The organism is Rhizobium sp. WW_1 (assembly GCF_003610155.1).
Taxonomy (GTDB): domain Bacteria; phylum Pseudomonadota; class Alphaproteobacteria; order Rhizobiales; family Rhizobiaceae; genus Rhizobium; species Rhizobium tropici_A.
The window spans coordinates 1-17,399 of record NZ_RAIN01000016.1; the positions used below are offsets into that span (position 1 = coordinate 1).

The 17,399-nt window shown below is 60.1% G+C and carries 13 protein-coding genes and 1 pseudogene; 6 read left to right on the plus strand and 8 right to left on the minus strand.

Going from position 1 to position 17,399, the window contains the following annotated elements:
• Positions 1-119 precede the first annotated feature (119 nt).
• The 8 genes and pseudogenes from BJ928_RS30530 to BJ928_RS30565 all read right to left on the minus strand — a co-directional run.
• Positions 120-634: pseudogene (locus BJ928_RS30530) on the minus strand (integrase core domain-containing protein); the annotation flags it as partial.
• Between the two features lie 219 nt (positions 635-853).
• Positions 854-2,596 carry a glycerol-3-phosphate dehydrogenase/oxidase gene (locus BJ928_RS30535; protein ID WP_047635046.1) on the minus strand — a complete coding sequence of 581 codons (1,743 nt, stop codon included), beginning with the start codon at positions 2,594-2,596 and terminating at the stop codon, positions 854-856.
• 60 nt (positions 2,597-2,656) lie between these two features.
• A complete protein-coding gene (locus BJ928_RS30540; RefSeq protein ID WP_047635048.1) occupies positions 2,657-4,186 on the minus strand; it encodes an FGGY-family carbohydrate kinase in 1,530 nt (509 codons plus the stop codon).
• A 54-nt stretch (positions 4,187-4,240) separates the two neighbouring features.
• Positions 4,241-5,083: a DeoR/GlpR family DNA-binding transcription regulator gene (locus BJ928_RS30545; RefSeq protein ID WP_047635049.1), complete on the minus strand. Its 843-nt coding sequence runs from the start codon at positions 5,081-5,083 to the stop codon at positions 4,241-4,243.
• Between the two features lie 182 nt (positions 5,084-5,265).
• Entirely contained in the window at positions 5,266-6,213 is a 948-nt protein-coding gene (locus BJ928_RS30550; protein ID WP_047635051.1) for a D-ribose ABC transporter substrate-binding protein, read from the minus strand.
• Positions 6,214-6,314: 101 nt separating this feature from the next.
• Positions 6,315-7,367 (minus strand): ABC transporter permease, encoded by a 1,053-nt coding sequence (locus tag BJ928_RS30555; RefSeq protein WP_047635052.1) that lies wholly within the window; start codon positions 7,365-7,367, stop codon positions 6,315-6,317.
• 22 nt (positions 7,368-7,389) lie between these two features.
• Positions 7,390-8,934: a sugar ABC transporter ATP-binding protein gene (locus BJ928_RS30560; protein ID WP_047635054.1), complete on the minus strand. Its 1,545-nt coding sequence runs from the start codon at positions 8,932-8,934 to the stop codon at positions 7,390-7,392.
• A complete protein-coding gene (locus BJ928_RS30565) occupies positions 8,931-9,587 on the minus strand; it encodes a DUF2291 domain-containing protein (RefSeq protein WP_047635056.1) in 657 nt (218 codons plus the stop codon). Before BJ928_RS30565 ends, BJ928_RS30560 begins: the two co-directional genes overlap by 4 nt.
• A 901-nt stretch (positions 9,588-10,488) precedes the next feature.
• On the opposite strand from BJ928_RS30565, the gene BJ928_RS30570 reads away from it, so the two are divergent.
• The 6 genes from BJ928_RS30570 (at position 10,489) to BJ928_RS30595 (ending at position 17,308) form a co-directional block, all read left to right on the plus strand.
• Positions 10,489-12,039 (plus strand): FGGY-family carbohydrate kinase, encoded by a 1,551-nt coding sequence (locus tag BJ928_RS30570; protein ID WP_047635059.1) that lies wholly within the window; start codon positions 10,489-10,491, stop codon positions 12,037-12,039.
• Positions 12,040-12,111: 72 nt separating this feature from the next.
• Positions 12,112-13,623 (plus strand): glycerol-3-phosphate dehydrogenase, encoded by a 1,512-nt coding sequence (locus tag BJ928_RS30575; protein ID WP_047635061.1) that lies wholly within the window; start codon positions 12,112-12,114, stop codon positions 13,621-13,623.
• Between the two features lie 27 nt (positions 13,624-13,650).
• On the plus strand, positions 13,651-14,583 hold the full coding sequence (locus BJ928_RS30580; RefSeq protein WP_047635063.1) for a TIM barrel protein: 933 nt from the start codon (positions 13,651-13,653) through the stop codon (positions 14,581-14,583).
• Between the two features lie 128 nt (positions 14,584-14,711).
• On the plus strand, positions 14,712-15,650 hold the full coding sequence (locus BJ928_RS30585; protein ID WP_047635064.1) for a sugar-binding transcriptional regulator: 939 nt from the start codon (positions 14,712-14,714) through the stop codon (positions 15,648-15,650).
• 114 nt (positions 15,651-15,764) lie between these two features.
• On the plus strand, positions 15,765-16,541 hold the full coding sequence (locus BJ928_RS30590) for a DeoR/GlpR family DNA-binding transcription regulator (RefSeq protein WP_047635066.1): 777 nt from the start codon (positions 15,765-15,767) through the stop codon (positions 16,539-16,541).
• The gene (locus BJ928_RS30595) at positions 16,538-17,308 is read left to right on the plus strand and encodes a triose-phosphate isomerase (RefSeq protein WP_047635067.1); all 771 of its coding nucleotides are present in this window, start codon (positions 16,538-16,540) and stop codon (positions 17,306-17,308) included. The genes BJ928_RS30590 and BJ928_RS30595 overlap by 4 nt, the downstream gene beginning before the upstream one ends.
• The last annotated feature ends 91 nt before the right edge of the window (positions 17,309-17,399 follow it).

The window sequence follows — 17,399 nt, forward strand, 5'->3', positions numbered from 1 at the left end:
TCCATCATTCAGCTTCCAGATAACATGGAAGCCTTCTCGCATGAGAAACCATGCTCAAAAAGCAGCGGACAAAATGGGACAAAGACGGCGCTTACGAAAGATGGGCGTTATGAAACAGGATTGTAATCGCTGCGCCAGTTTGAAAGCGCTGATCGAGCATGGAGCATGGGTCAGTGACGAGAAGAGAGTTTCGTGCAAGAACTCGTCTCGCAGCCGTCCATTGAAGCTTTCGATGAAGGCATTCTGTATCGGTTTGCCCGGTGCGATGTAGTGCCATTCCACCTTGGTCCGATCCGTCCATTGCAGGATCGCGTTGCTGGTGAACTCGCTGCCATTGTCGCTGACGATCATCTTTGGCTTGCCTCGTCCCTTGATGATCCGGTCCAGCTCACGGGCAACCCGGAGGCCGGAAAGGGACGTATCGGCGACGAGGCCCAAGCGCTCCCTGATGCAATCGTCGACGACCGTAAGCACCCGGAACCTGCGACCACGATGAGTTGATCTGATACGAAGTCCAGTCACCGGCGATCATTGCGGCAAGCGGGATCAGCATCGACGCTCGTGTGCCTATCGCTTGTTTCCGGCCGCCGCACTTGTGCACCGTCAGCTTCTCGTCTCGCCGGAGGTGGAAGAGGGGCGGGAAATGCAACCGGCTCAGTGAGCCACGAGCTCGTAGAAATGATTTGCGCCAGCTTCCCTCAGTTCCATACCGGCCAGGTGTAATATCCGGACTGCATTAAAGGCCTAATACATGAGCGCATCCAATCACACGTTCAGATCCCTCAAAGAAAAACTTGCATGAACGGGGGCATCCGTACACGAGTTGGTTATGTTGTGAACCAACAAAGCGTAATCAGCGCGGGGACGGACTTGTCGCCAGACGCACGCTTTCCTCGGTTAGTGTCTGACCATGAAGTTTAGAAAGCAACGCGATAACATCGTCGATTTCTTCGGCCAGCCGCTGAGAATCCCAATTCCGCGCGGCAGCTGCGATGGCGCCGATTTCGCGCAAGCCCTGGATCGTCAGAAGGCCCTCGATTGCCATGGTCGAACGGCGGAAGACGATGTCAGAGAGATGAACGACCAGTTCCTGGCGTGCGATCCAGTCGATCTCGCGGACGCTATGACGTTGCGCGCCGCTGATGCGCTGGTTGTCGCTGTAGTCTGATTGATGTGCGAAGATCTCTGTCGCCGTCGTGCCGTATCGACTCAAAAGCTCATCGGCTCTGCTTGCCTCGACACCGGTCTTCGCCGCGACCGACTTGATCCAATTCGCACGCTCATCGGAGGTCATCGGAAAGTCCCTGCCGCCGCCGATGGCAAGCCGTTCGGTAGAGGTCTTGCGGGTCCGTTGAAGGCGCGTAAGCACCATATCGGCGACCTCTTCGGCAAAGCCGCGGAACGTGGTCCATTTGCCGCCGACCAGCGAGATGATCGGGAAGGGTCGGCCCGCCTGTGGCTCGAAGACAGGGGCGGAGTGATCGCGGCTGATCAGACCCGGCGATGAGGCGTCGGAGGCGGGCAGGGGGCGGATGCCGCTATAGCTGTATGTCACCTGGCTGCGGTCGAAACGCAGGCTCGGCAGAAGCGAACGCACGCTATCCAGGAAGTACTCGATCTCCGGTTCCTCGCAGCGCACATTGTCAGGATCGTCGCACGGGATATCGGTCGATCCCACAAGCGCCTGGCCCAAATAGCCGTAGACGAGGCAGATGCGGCCGTCGTCGGCTTCGAAATAGATCATGTGGCCGTTGAGGCTGCGAACGAGTTCCGGGTGATCGAGCAGGATATGCGATCCCTTGGTGCCGCCGATCAGATGAGCCGGCGCGCCGAGAGCGGTATTGACGTGATCGATCCAGGGGCCGGCGGCATTGACGACGAGCTTCGGCTTCACGGAGAAAGCATAGCCATCGGAGCGCTGGAAAGTCAGCGTGCCATCGACGGCGGAAACGAGTTTTGTCGCATTGGCGGCAAGCGAGCCCTTATTGGCCTCAAGCCCGTCATTGACCAGTTCAAAGACCAATCGTTCCGGTCGGCTGATCTTGGCGTCGTAATAGATGCCGCCCGCAACGATCTCGGGCGTGACATGCGGCATTTCCTTCAGCGCGCGGCCCTTCAGCAGAAATCTGTGGCGCGGCATGACGCGATTGCGCGACCCGAAGAAGTCGTAAAGCGCAAGCCCGATCTTGATGAGCACCGCGCCGCGGCTGCGCGGCGCTGTCGTCGATCCCATAAGTGTGCGAAGCGCGGCCGGTATGCCACGCATCCAGGAGAAGATCGGCACGAAAGTCGGCAGTGCCTCGACGCAGTGCGGCGCGTTCTTCAACAGCAGGTTTCGCTCGAGCGCCGACTGGGCGACCAGCCGGAATTCGCCAGTTTCCAGATATTTCAGGCCGCCGTGGATCAACCTGGATGGCGCCGCACTCGTTCCCGAACCGAAGTCTGATTTGTCGACGATCAGGCAGTTGACGCCTTGCACGGACAGATCGCGAAACACTCCGGCGCCGTTGACGCCGGCTCCGAGAATGACGACGTCGATATCGCCATCCTGGAGTTGCGAGAAGCGTTGTTTCAGATCGGCGGCCATATCGGTCATAACATCATCGTCCTGCTGGGTTGCCGCGAAAACAGCTGGTTCGCGCGGCGCAATTGGCGGTCAGTCTTGGGAGTGTTGCGCTGCGAGATCTCCGATCCGCGGCCAAAGTGGCGTCATCGCCTCGGCGATATCCTTGAATAGGTCGTAGCGGATTCGGTAATCAGCATTGCGGGTGGAATCCGGATAGTAGGTCCTGGCGATCTTACCGACATCGCGAGGGTCGCTTTCCGGGCTGGTGTAGGCACCGATCCCGGCTCCGGCGCAAAGGGCGGCACCCCAGGCGGCGGCTTCATCGGTTTCGGTCGTGGTAACAGGCATGCCAAGAATATCGGCAAACATCTGAACGACGATCGGATTGCGCGACACACCGCCCGCCAACCTAGCCCGATCGAAGGAAAAGCCGTCGCTCAGGGCATCGATATGAATCTTGTGATTGAAGGCGATGCCTTCGAGGACCGCGCGCAGCATATCACCGCGATCATGCCAGCCGCCAAGCCCGAAGAAGCTGGCGCTTGCATCGGCGCCATAGGGCGAGCCAAACAGATAGGGGTGGAACAGCGCGCTCGATGGCCGATTAAACGCCGCCTCGATCTCGGGGGCGAGCAGGGCATGGATGGACTGGCCCTGAGCCTCGGCACTTGCGATGTCGCTGGCGCAGAGCTTGTCGAGAAACCACTCGTAATTTGCCGAGGACGCCGGCGAGATCGACATGTTGTTCCATTGGCCCGGCGCAATGGCGTTGCGGCAGAACCAGCGGCGGTCGACGCGCGGTTCCGACGACAGCGTTTCGTTGATCGAATAGGTGCCGGCGATGACAGCGACGACGCGGGAGGCATAGCCGCCGGCGCCGAGAGCGGAGGCGGTCACGTCGTGCAGGCCGGCAACGACGGGCGTCCCTTCCGCAAGGCCGGTTCGCTTGGCGACGGCTTCGGTTACATATCCGACAACCTCGTCGGATCGCGAAGCTGGCGGCAAGGCGTCGGCCACCTCTGACACGCCGAAGAGCGTCAGTGCATCCGGAGAATAGTCCTGCGTCGAAACATTGGTGAAGGAGGTGCTTGCCTCGGTCCGGTCGGTGCCGGCGACGCCGGTCAGGCAGAAGCGCAGCCAGTCCTTGCAACTCAGGATCTGGCCGATCTGCGCAAAGCGTCCGGGCTCGTTGACCTTGATCCAGGCAAGCAGCGCAGAAGGCGCCGAGACATGCGGCAATTGTCCGGTCAGCTTCAAGGACTCGTCGGCTACGGGGCTCTTCAGCCATCGTTCGACGACCGACCCGGCGCGGCTGTCGAGCGAGAGAATGGCGCGGCCGAGCGGCTTCTTTGCGTGGTCAAGCAGATAGATCCCATCGCCATGTGCGGTGGCGGCAATCGCCTGAATGTCGCTGGCGGGTCGGTTGCTCAGCCTGATCGCCTCGGCAATGGCGTCCGCCGTCTGCGTCCAGAGTTCTTCCATGTCGCGCTCGACGTGACGAGCCTTCGGCATGAATTGGGTGACGCGGCGGCGCGCAACGGCAAGCGGTGTGCCATCGATATCGAAGATGACGGCTTTGGTAACAGTCAGACCGCTGTCTATCCCGAGCAGACTCGGCATTCTCATGACTCCTGATCGTGAACGACGTGCGGCGGCCACCGATGGGCTCGGCCGTCAGGTTCGTTCCCTGTCGCCTTTGGCGACGACCACATTGATATTCTTGCTCCGCATGCGCTCCAGATGCGCCGCTGGCGTCTTCTCGTCGACGATGACGACATCGAATTCGCTGAGATGTGCGAAACTGTGCAGCGCGCGCCGTTCGAACTTCGTGTGATCCATCAGCAGGATGCTCTTGGCGGCGCTATCGAACATTGCCCGCTTGATGTCGACGATCTCCGGCGACTGATGGAAAACGACATCATCGATGATGGCCGACATCGAAATGAAAGCGACATCGGCCCGCAAACGGTTGATTTCGTTGATCGTCATGCGGCCCATAAAGGCATTGCACCAGTTATAATACTGTCCACCGAGCGCGAGCAGCGTCACGTCATGCATGTCCTTCAGCGCATTCATCAGCGTCAGCGAATTGGTGATCGCCGTCAGCGGCACCTTGGTGGGAAGCTGTGAGGCCATCTGCAAAACGGTGGTGGAATCGTCGAAGAAAATCGCCTGACCCGGTTCGATGAACTGCATTGCCGCCGCCGCAATCATCTTCTTCTCGCCTGCCTGTCGATTGGCGCGATAGACGTCGCTCGATTCAATCAGGCTGGTTGCTGCGGCCGATACGATGCCGCGCGTTTTGCGGAAGAGGCCGCGGCTGACCAGTTCATCGACATCGCGATGTGCCGTCATCAGACTGATGCCGAAGCGCTCGGTCAGATCCTCTATGCGCATGGAGCCCTCCGCCATCACGGCTTCGGCGATCATCTGGCGCCTGGCGATCTGGCGGGAATGGCGGCTGTCGCTCGGCAACTCGTCCTGCAGGAATGATACGGGGCTTGTTTTGTCTGTCACTTTGGCCTCTGACGCTGAGCCTTGCGGAGATGAACTCGCTGCAGCGAATGTTACGCTATGGAAAAGAGTATAAAGAACAGTTCGCTATCCGGGTTTCTAAAAGTACTTCCTGATGTTCAGCCGAAGCGCCGTTCATTGCGGTCAAGGGGTGGGAGCGCCGGCTTGCGGCGCTCCCGATATCATTACTCGGAGAGGACGAACGGTGCCGTGTACTTGTTGACATTGTCCTTGGTGATCAGGATGCAGTCGAAAAGCTGCTTTTCGCTTGCAGCACCCGTCTTGCCGGTCTTGATGAAGCTGTCGGCCTGCTTGACGGCTTCCGCAGAGAAAACGGCGACCGGCTGCAGGACGGTGTACTGAAGTTCACCGGCCTTGATGGCGGCAACTGCATCCGGCGAACCGTCGAAGCCGCCGACCTTGACGTTGGCGAGCTTGCCAGCTTCCTTGAGAGCGGCAATCGCGCCGAGCGCCATTTCGTCATTGCCGGAGATCACGCCGATAATATCCGGATGAGCCTGCAGGATGGACTGCATCTTGTTGTGGCCCTGGGTGCGGTCCCAGTTGGCAACTTCCTGAGCAACCTTCTTCAGGTCGGGATACTGGGTGAGAACGGTTTCATAGCCGTTCGAGCGGGTTGCGGCGTTGTTGTCCGAGGGCGAACCGAAGAGTTCGGCATAATTGCCCTTGTCGCCAACGGCTTCGACCCACTGCTGAGCGCCGATCGCGGCACCCTGGGCGTTGTTGGAAACGAGCTGTGCCTTGGCAAGGCCTTCCTGGTTGATTTCAGCGTTGACGAGGAAGACCGGGATGCCTGCGGCAACGGCCTTCTTGACCGCGCCGACGGAGCCGTCAGCATTGGCCGGATCGAGGATGATGGCGACCGACTTGTTGGTGATGGCCGTGTCGATCAGGTTGCTCTCGGTATTGGTATCGCCCTTGTGCGCGCCGACCGTTGCGGTATAGCCGAGCTTTTCGGCGGTCGCCTTGGCGATATTGCCTTCGGTCAGCCAGTAGGGGTTGGACGGATCGTTGACGATGATCGTCATTTGGCCGGCGGCCCATGCTGCTCCCGTCAGTAGCGGAGCGATAGCAACCGCTGCCATGACAATGCGCAAACCTTTTTTAAACATTAGTCTCTCTCCCTTTGATGAGCTCTGGTGATACCGGTGAACCGGCGGTTCTTTCATCGGCCAGCTCCATGTGTCGGCCGGTGACAAGTTCGTTTGCTGTGTCAGCTCGATTTGGTCCGGCGTCCGTACTGGATGCTGTTCATCAGCACGGCGAGCACGATGACGGCGCCGGTAAAGACCGTCTGCCAGTAGGAGGACACGCCGATGATGACGAGGCCGTCCGCCAGAAAGCCGATGACGAAGGCGCCAAGCATGGTGCCGCGCACCGTACCGCGGCCGCCGGTCAATGCCGCACCGCCGATGACGACTGCGGCAATCGCCGTCAGCTCGTAGCTGGTGCCGGCGTTCGGGCCAGCCGATGTCAGCTGCGAGGACAGCACCAGGCCGGCGATGGCGGCGCAGACGCCCGACAGGACATAGACGATGATCTTGACGCGCTTGACGGGGACGCCGGAAAGATCAGCGGCGCGCTCGTTGCCGCCGGAGGCATAAAGCCAGCGGCCGAACGCCGTGCGGCTGAGAACGAGGCCGCAGATGATGGCAAGCACGGCAAGCACGATCACACCGATCGGAACGCCGGCGAGGCGGTTGAAGCCCAGCCAGTTGAAGCCAGTATTGCCGAGTTCCGCATGGCCGCCGAGATTGTTGTAGGTGAGGCCGTTGGTCATCAGCAACGCGATGCCGCGGGCAACATAGAGCACGCCGAGCGAAGCGACGAAGGCCGGCACGCGCAGATAGGCAATTAGCACGCCGTTGACCGCTCCGACCACGCCGCCAAGCACGCAGGTCACCACGACGACGGCCCAGACCGGCAGGTAGAGAATGACGCCGAGGCTCGAAAGCGTGACGCCCTGCATCAGGAAGCCGGCGATACAGCCGGCGAGGCCAAGCGTCGAGCCGACCGACAGATCGATGCCGCCGTTCAGGATGACCAGCAGCATGCCTATGGCAAGAATGCCGAAGATCGCGACATGCGAGGCCATGGTCAGGAAGTTGCTGAGCGAGAAGTAGTAGGGCGACAGGAAGGAGAAGACCGCGATGATGACGATCAGCGCGAAGAAGGCGCGCCCTTCCAGGATCAGCCGCACGAGACTGAAGTTCCGCCGCTGTCCGTTCGCGATTGGCTTTTTATCTGTGATGTTCGTGACTGACATAATCAGTGCTCCATGAATGCGGCTAGTGCGCGACCACTGCTTCGCCCGAGGCGGCCATGATCTTTTCTTTGGTGACGTCCGGACCGAATTCGGCAGAGATCTTGCCGCGGTGCATGACGATGATGCGATGGGCGATGCTCAGGCATTCGGCGACTTCCGATGTCGAATAGATCACCGCCAGACCTTCCTTGGCGCGCTCGGCGAGCAGCTTGAAGACTTCCGCCTTCGCGCCGATGTCGATGCCGCGGCTCGGCTCGTCAAGCAGGATCACTCGCGGGTCTGTCGCCAGCATCTTGCCGATGACGACCTTCTGTTGATTGCCGCCCGACAGCGAACCGATCGCCGCGTCGCCGCCATCAGTCTTGATATGAACCTTGCGGATCGACTCATTCACCAGAGCCCGCTCGCGGCCGCCCGAAGTGAAGAGACCCTTGGTAAACGCGCCGATGCTGGCAAGTGAGAGGTTCGAGCCGACAGTCATCGTCTGAACCAGGCCGTCGCGCTGCCGGTCCTCCGGCACAAGAACCAGGCCTTGAGCAATGCGACCGGCGATGCTGAGACCGCCGACATCGGTATTTCCGAGAAGGACACGGCCGCCGCTCGATCTCAGGCGTCCCGCCACGCATTCGAGCAGCTCGGTGCGCCCCGCGCCCATCAGGCCATAGATGCAGACGATTTCGCCAGCGCGAACCGCAAGCGACATACGGTCGACGGCATTATAGGCAGCGCCCGAAGGGCCGGGGACCGTGAGACTGTCGATCGTCAGCGCGACGTCGCCCATTTTGTGGCCAGTCGGCGGACTGCCGAGGTCGAAATTGTCGCCGACCATGTTGCGCACGATCCATTCGAGGTCGATATCCTTGCGCTCGGCATAGGCAGTCATGTTGCCGTCGCGCAGCACGACGGCGTGGTTGGTGATCTGCAGCGCCTCTTCCAGATGATGCGAGATGTAGACGATCGACACACCGCGCGCGGTCAGGTCGCGGATAACCTTGAACAGAACCTCGACTTCGGTGGCGCTCAGCGCCGAAGTCGGCTCATCCATGATCAGGATGCGCGAATTGACGGAGAGGGCACGGGCGATTTCCACAATCTGCTGCTGGCCGAGACGGAGATCCTCGACCGGGGTGAGGGGATCGATATGCTCTTCCAACTCTTCCATCAGCGCGCGGGTCTGGCGCTCCTCTTCGGCAAAGTCGACCACGCCGCCTTTCATGATCTCGCGACCCATGAAGATGTTGTCGCGGACGCTCAGGTTCGGCGCCAGGCTCAATTCCTGGTGGATGATGGAGATGCCGCAGGAGCGGGCATGGGTGGAGGACGCAAAGCTGATCGGATTGCCGTCGAGGATGATCTCCCCCGATGTCGGCTGGATGACGCCGGACAGGATCTTCATCAGGGTCGACTTGCCGGCGCCGTTTTCGCCGAAGAGCGTCGTGACTTCGCCACGGCGGATATCGAAGTTCACACCCTTCAGCGCGTGAACGCTGCCATAGGACTTGGCGACGTTGCGGGCGGCGAGAACGACCTGGCCTATGGCCGCCCCATTCTGCTGGACCTGGCTCATTTTACATCGACCTTTACCGGAGTGATGAGCCAGTTCTTCGGATTGATGAGCTTGAACACGCCGACGACCGTAGCGGTCTTGCCGGTCAGCTTCTCCGGATCGAGGCTGCCCAGTGTGGCCTTCTTCATCTCGTTGTTGATGGCGGAACCGGCGTCCTGATATTCGATCTGGTTGGTGAACTGCCCGAACTGGATAGTGCCGGTGGCGTCGCGAAGATCGGTGCCGTTGATCGCAGGACCCGTTTGTACCCGGATGGTGACACCGTCGGGCATGCCGTCGACCTTGAACTCGTTGAGATTGGCCTTGCGATCGCCGAATGTGCCATTCAGCGAAACCGGGAGAACCGGACCGGTGCTGGTTGCGACGCCATATTTCGTGCCGGCTGCTTTCTTGTCGGCGAGAACGGCATTGGCGAGCGTTACTGCATCGACGGCGCGCTTTTCGACATCCGCCTGCACCTTCGGGAATTCCGCAGCGCCATAGGCTTCCGGCTGGAAGCCCTGCTCGCGCACATCGTGTGCAGAGCCGATCTTGACCACCTTGGTATCGGCGGCGATGGCGCCGATCACGATCACCACAGCGGCAATGCCGGCGACGATCTTGAGTTTGGAGCCTGTCGGCTTGGCAGTTGCATATTGAGCTTGCGTATTCATGTTCAAACGACCTTGGGCATGTCAGCCGGATTGCCTGATGGAGAAAGGGAGAAAAGTGCCATGGTGCGGCTTAACGGAAGCCTGGCTTCCGCGTCCGGGCCAACAAGCGCTCCGCTTGGTTTCGGGCTTTGCCGCCACCGGAAAGGAAATTCAACATCAGGAGCCTCCTCAGCGTCCGAGCGGCTGTCTCCTCCAGTCGCCCATTTCTGGTTCACAATCGTCGCGTCTATGCGATATTTGTGATAGAAGTATGTTAATAACTGCATTCTGTATGTTATGAATTCCGGAGCCTGTCAACTGCGTTTTAGCATGTCCCGTATTTGATCTGCCTGAATGCGCTCCGGCCATTCCTGCCATCTTGTCCAGGATGCCAGCAGTTGCCCGACGTCTCGTTGAAAGCGCATTCCAGCTATCGTCTTGGTCAGATTGATACGAGAAAAATAGCATAAGATACTGATAGTAAATAATTAAATCGACAGAGCTTTCGTGCGGCTAAAGGCGTCAGCCATGGTATCGAGGGGATGCGTCGATTACTAGGTGACCTTCCTCCAAGGCATCGCCATAGCTGTTTGCAGCAGTGGCGGAGCGATCTTTCATGTGCATTTTATATGAAAAAAATTACAACACCAGAAAAATATTACTGTAACGGCGGTATCTTTATGTTATAAATCGGCGAACTGTTTGATGGATCGCCGGCGGCGCCGTGTCCGGTTATGCGGCTGGGGTCTGGTATCTGCTAACGCTTCGTTCGCGATCTTCCCTTGTCGGGTAGAGTGCGGTGGCGACGATATATGCGACTTCGCGTAGATTATGCCCTTGGCTGCGTGGGGAGGAATGAAAATGTTTGTGATGTATGCCTATGCCCCTATCGCGGGGTGCAGCATGGTGGAGCTGGCGTACAATGCCTAAGAGTGACGGGATCATCATCGGGATCGATGCGGGTACCTCTGTTTTAAAGGCTGTTGCCTTTGAGCTGACCGGAAGGCAGATCGCCTCGGCGTCGGCGCGAAATCGCTATGAGATGGGTGAGGACGGTTCGGTCACGCAGTCGCTCGGCCAGACCTGGTCGGACTGCGTCAGTGCATTGCGCGGGCTTGGCGAGAAGGTCGAGAACCTTGCTGCCCGAACCGCCGCGATCGCGGTTACCGGCCAGGGTGACGGCACCTGGCTTGTCGGCTCCGGCAATACCCCGGTTGACGATGCCTGGCTCTGGCTCGACGCTCGCGCGGCGCCGACGGTCACGCGCCTTGGCGCGACGGCGGCCAATCGCGCCCGCTTCGAGGCGACCGGAACGGGTTTGAATACCTGTCAGCAGGGCACGCAGCTTGCCCATATGGATCGCTTCATGCCCGAACTCCTCGATCGAGCCGAGACGGCATTGCACTGCAAGGACTGGCTCTATCTCAACCTTACCGGCGTGCGCGCGACCGATCCCTCCGAGGCAAGCTTTACCTTCGGCAATTTCCGCAACCGTCAGTATGACGAGGTGGTTATCGATGCGCTCGGTCTTCAACGCCGGCGCTCGCTTCTGCCTGACATTATCGACGGGACGCAGACGAGCCATCCCTTGACGGCGGAGGCGGCGAAGGCCGCCGGCCTGCTTGCTGGAACGCCGGTCTCGCTGGGTTATGTCGATATGGTGATGACGGCGCTTGGCGCCGGCGTGCGCACCGGCGGCCAGAATGCCGCCTGCTCGACGATCGGGTCGACGGGCGTGCATATGCGCGCCAAAGCCGTGCCTGACGTTCAGCTCAACGATGAGGGGACGGGATATGTCATCGCCTTGCCCATCCCTGGGATTGTCACGCAGGTCCAGACCAATATGGGCGCGACGATCAATATCGACTGGCTCTTGCGAATCGCGGCAGATCTGATGTCGGCGGGCGGAAGCAAGGTTTCCTACTCCGACCTTATTCCCCGCATCGACGCCTGGTTTGCCGAAGCGCGGCCGACGAACCTTCTCTATCACCCTTATATTTCCGAGGCGGGCGAGCGAGGGCCCTTCGTCAATGCGCATGCGCGCGCCGGCTTTACCGGCCTTTCAACCCGGCATGGTTTTGCCGACATGCTAAGAGCTGTGGTCGAAGGTCTCGGCATGGCGACGCGCGACTGTTATGCGGCCATGGGCGACATGCCTTCCGAACTGCGCATCACCGGAGGTGCCGCCCGTTCTAGTGCGCTGCGGGGCTCGCTTTCCGCCGCCGTCAAGGCGCCCGTGCGGATTTCGGATCGCGAGGAGGCAGGCGCCGCCGGTGTCGCAATGATGGCCGCAGTTGCAATCGGTGCCTATCAGGACATGGACAGTTGCATTGCCGACTGGGTGACGCCGCTGCTTGGCGAGGCCGAGGCGCCCGATCCGAAAAACGCTGAGCGCTACGACCGCTTGTTCGAGGCCTACAAGGATGTGCGGCAGGCAATCGCGCCGGCCTGGGACAAACTGGCCCAGCACTAGGATATCGGACCGACGGGCGGCCGTCCGTAAAGATTGATTTGATGATGCCCCAGGCATCCGAAGGAGCATGACATGATGGAACCGGAAATCTTTGATCTTTTCGTGATCGGCGGAGGCATCAATGGTGCCGGCATTGCCCGCGATGCAGCCGGCCGCGGCCTTTCGGTTGTCATGTGCGAGAAGGGCGACCTCGCGGAGGGAACCTCTTCGCGCTCGGGCAAGCTGGTGCATGGCGGCCTGCGCTATCTGGAATATTACGAATTCCGTCTCGTGCGCGAAGCGCTGATCGAGCGCGAGGTGCTCCTGAACTCGGCAAGCCACATCATCTGGCCGATGCGTTTCGTGCTGCCTCATAGCCCGACCGACCGCCCCGCCTGGCTCGTGCGCCTCGGTCTTTTCCTCTACGATCATCTCGGCGGCCGCAAGAAGCTGCCGGGCACCCGCTCGCTCGATTTGCATCGCGATCCGGAAGGGGCGCCGATCCTCGATCAGTATTCCAGGGGGTTCGAATATTCCGATTGCTGGGTCGATGACGCCAGGCTCGTCGTTCTCAATGCGCTTGACGCCTCCGCCAAGGGCGCGCAGATCCTGACGCGCACGGCTTGCGTCAGCGCGCGGCGCGAGCAGGGTAATTGGATCGTCCAGATGCGCGACCAGCGTTCCGGCGACGTGCGAACCGTGCGCGCCCGCGTGCTGGTCAATGCCGCGGGGCCCTGGGTCAATGACATTATCGGCCGCGTCGTCGGTTCGAACAGCCAGCGCAGCGTCCGGCTCGTCAAGGGCAGCCACATCATCGTCCCGAAGTTCTGGGCCGGTCAGCAGGCCTATCTCGTCCAGAACCATGACAAGCGCGTCATCTTCATCAACCCTTACGAGGGCGACAAGGCGCTGATTGGTACGACCGACATTCCCTATGAGGGCAAGCCGGAAGAGGTGAAGGCCGACGAGAAGGAAATCGATTATCTGATCACGGCCGTGAACCGTTATTTCAAGGAGAAGCTGCGCCGCTCCGACGTGCTTGAAAGCTTCTCCGGTGTGCGGCCGCTGTTCGACGACGGCAAGGGCAACCCTTCGGCCGTCACGCGCGATTATGTCTTCGATCTCGACGAGACTGGCGGTGCGCCGCTCCTGAGCGTCTTCGGCGGCAAGATCACCACCTTCCGTAAGCTCTCGGAGCACGCTATGCAGCGGCTCGCCAAATTCTTTCCGAAGATGGGAGGCGACTGGACGCGCGGGGCCGTTCTGCCTGGCGGCGAAATCCCGAACGCCGATTATGTCGCCTTTTCCGACACGCTGCGTGCGGCCTATCCCTGGATGCCGCGTGCGCTCGTCAATCATTACGGCCATCTCTATGGCGCCCGCACCAGGCAGATCGTCGGGAATGCCGCGTCTCTCGCGGAACTTGGCCGGCATTTCGGCGGCAATCTCTATGAAGCCGAAGTCCGCTATCTCGTCGCCTTCGAATGGGCGCGGGCGGCCGAAGACGTGCTGATGCGCCGCACCAAGGAGGGTCTGCGCATGACGGCTGAGGAGAAAGCGGCTTTCTCTGCCTGGTTCGATGCTGAACTGGCGCTTGCCGCCTGAACCAACAGACTTGCCGGGAGACCGTAAATGCCCTTGACGCTTTCACTCAACACCAACCCGCTGGTGAACCGATTTGCCGAGCCTTCCGATCTGATCGAAACGGTCGCGCGCGATCTGCGAATTCGCGACCTGCAGCTCACGCATGAATTCATCAATCCGAGCTGGCAGGCGCCGGTCATTCGACGCCTGACGCGCGACATGCAGGCAGCACTGAAGAGGACCGGCGTCCGCGTGACGTCGGGCATGACCGGCCCTTACGGCCGCCTCAACCATTTCGGTCATCCCGATAAGGATGTCCGCCGCTATTACGTCGACTGGTTCAAGACCTTTGCCGATATTACCGCCGATCTCGGCGGTCATTCCGTCGGCACCCAGTTCGCGATCTTTACCTACAAGGACTATGACGATCCGGTTCGGCGCGAAGACCTGATCCGGATTGCGATCGATTGCTGGGGCGAGGTGGCAGAGCATGCCCGCGGTGCCGGTCTTTCCTATGTCTTCTGGGAGCCGATGAGCATCGGCCGCGAATTCGGTGAGACAATCGAAGCCTGTCTTTCCCTGCAGGACAGATTGACCAGGGCGCCATTCGCCATTCCGATGTGGATGATGGCCGATATCGATCATGGCGACGTCACCTCGTCCAATCCCGACGATTTTGATCCCTATGCCTGGGCGCGCGCCGTGCCGAAAGTGTCGCCGATCATGCACATCAAGCAGAGCCTGATGGATAAAGGCGGTCACCGTCCCTTCACGGCGGAATTCAACGCCAAGGGTCGCATCCAGCCGGAACCGCTGCTGAAGGCCTTCGCCGAAGGGGGCGCCAAGGACAATGAGATCTGCCTGGAGTTGTCGTTCAAGGAGCGTGAGCCCAACGATCGGCAGGTCATCCCGCAGATTGCCGAAAGCATTGCCTTCTGGGCGCCTCATATCGACACGGGCGTCAACGACTTGCATATCTAGCCGCTGGAGCGGCCGAGTCTCGATTCCATGAGCGCCTCATTTCTAAACGGAGGAGGTGGATTGGGGTGTTTTGGCCGGATGGAAGGCTGGCGAGGAGCTATGCACAGCGAAATGAAAGGGAATGATCGATGACGGATGCGGATGCTTCGCTCGCCGTGCGGGCGGCCTGGTTGCACTATGCCGGCGGATTGACTCAGTCCGAAGTGGCAAAGCGTCTCGGCGTGCCCTCGGTAAAGGCGCATCGGCTGATCGCGCGCGCCGTCGCCGAAGGCGTCGTCAAGGTGACGATTGACGGCGACATCGTCGAATGCGTCGAACTCGAAACCGAACTTTCGGCCCGCTTCGGCCTGCAATATTGCGAGGTAGCGCCTGATCTCGGCGAAGAGGGTTTTGAATTTCGCGCCCTCGGGCAGGCGGGGGCCGGCTTCTTGCGGCGGGAGATCGAAAGCGGCAACAACAAGGTCATCGGTCTTGGCCATGGGCGCACGCTGTCGTCCGCGGTTCACCATATGGCCCGGGTCGGCGCCAAGGATCTGCGTTTCGTCTCGCTGCTCGGCGGTCTGACGAGAAACTATGCGGCCAATCCTTATGATGTGATGCATCGCATTGCCGAGAAGACCGGAATGCAGTCGCATGTGATGCCGGTGCCTTTCTTCGCCAATACGCGCGAAGACCGTGATGTGCTATTGGCCCAGCGCGGCGTCAAGGAGGTCTTCGATCTCGCCAACGGTGCCGATCTCAAGCTCGTCGGCCTCGGTACGGTGGATACCGATGCGCAGCTCGTCTTGTCGGGCATGGTTGAGCCGAAGGAGATCAAGGAGATCACCGCAGCCGGTGGCGTCGGCGAAATTCTCGGCCATTTCTTCGATGTCGATGGCAATATTCTGGAGACGACGCTGACGGCCCGAACGCTGTCGGCCTCCTTGCCGCGCGCAAAAGGCGAGCGGCTTGTGGCGCTATCAGGCGGATTGCCGAAGGTGGAAGCCATTCGTGCAGTCCTCAAGAGCCACTGTCTCTACGGGCTGATCACGGACGAGAAAACGGCAAGGGCGCTGCTCCAGCGCTGACGCTAGTGTGAAAACATGAATTCATCTCAATGTAACAGTAAAAATGTTGAATTGTGATGTATCGGTGTTATATTCCTATCAGCGTCATTTAGGTCTTTGGCCCGGGGTGCAAAGGTGAAACGGGAAGAGCGCCAGCAATCGATCATCAATCTGCTCATCGAGCACAAGACCGTCGATCTCGACGATCTGGCCGATCGTTTCGTCGTCTCCAAGATGACGATCCATCGCGATCTCGATGATCTCGAGCAGGCCGGTGTGTTGCGCAAGGTTCGCGGCGGTGCGACGATCGACGCGGGAACGCAGTTCGAAAGCGATTTCCGTTTCCGCGAGCGCCAGGGCCATGACGAAAAGGTCGCCATGGCGCGCTCGGCGCTGGAACTGGTCGAGCCGGGCATGACCATCATGATCAACGACGGCTCGATGGCGGCCGTGCTCGGCGAGATGCTGTTACAGAAACGGCCGCTGACGCTGATTACCAACAATGCCGCGATCATCGACCGCATGAGAAACGAAAGCGGCATCACTCTGATCGCGCTCGGCGGTGTCTATTCCGCCAAGTTCAACGCCTTTCTGGGCGTGGTGACAGAAGAGGCGCTGTCACGGCTTAGGGCCGACGTCGCGTTTCTGTCGACGCCGGCCGTCTCCGGCAAGCTCGCCTATCATATGGATGACAATGTCGTACGCACGAAGCGTGCGATGATAGCGTCCGCGGCAAAGAGCTGCCTGCTCGTCAACCATCACCGCATAGGGCACACCGCCATGCATGTGATGGCAGACCTTACCGACTTCGGCGCCGTGATTACCGATCACGCGCCTGATGCCGTCATCCTCGAGCAATTCCGCCGGGATGGCATCGCCCTGACCATCGCCTCGAACCAGGATATGACATGACAGATAAGCCTCGCTATTGGATCGGCACAAGCTGGAAGATGAACAAGACGCTGGCGGAGGCGCGCGCCTTTGCCGAGGCCTTGCGTGCCGCCGATGCGCTGAGGGACGAGCGCATCCAGCGCTTTATCATCCCGCCGTTCACGGCCGTGCGCGAAGTGAAATCAATCCTGTCGGACAGCTCCGTCAAGGTCGGGGCCCAGAATATGCATTGGGCCGATCGCGGTGCCTGGACAGGCGAGATTTCGCCGCTGATGCTTAGGGATTGCAACCTCGATATCGTCGAGCTCGGTCATTCCGAACGCCGCGAACATTTCGGCGAGACCAACGAAACCGTCGGACTGAAGACCGAGGCGGCCGTGCGCCATGGCCTGATCCCGCTCATCTGTATCGGTGAGACGCTGGAGGATCGCGAAAGCGGTCGGGCAGCGGAGATTTTGAGCAAACAGGTGGTCGGCGCACTCTCCAAGCTCACTGATGCTCAGAAGCACGCCGAGATATTGCTCGCCTACGAGCCGGTCTGGGCGATTGGCGAAAAGGGCATTCCGGCAGAACCTTCCTATGCCGATGCGCGCCAGGCGGAGATCATTGCGGTTGCGGAAAAGGCGCTTGGTCGAAAGATCCCGTGCCTCTACGGCGGATCGGTCAATCCGCAAAATTGTGAAGAACTCATATCTTGCCCGAACATAGACGGGCTTTTCATCGGCCGTTCGGCCTGGAACGTCGAGGGTTATCTCGACATCCTCGCCAAGTGCGCCGCCAAACTCTGAAGGAGGTGACATGAAAGAGGCCGCCTCCACCGATAGAACGGATCACTGAGATGCAGGTGATGATCGAGGGACAGTCACGCTTCCAGCCTTT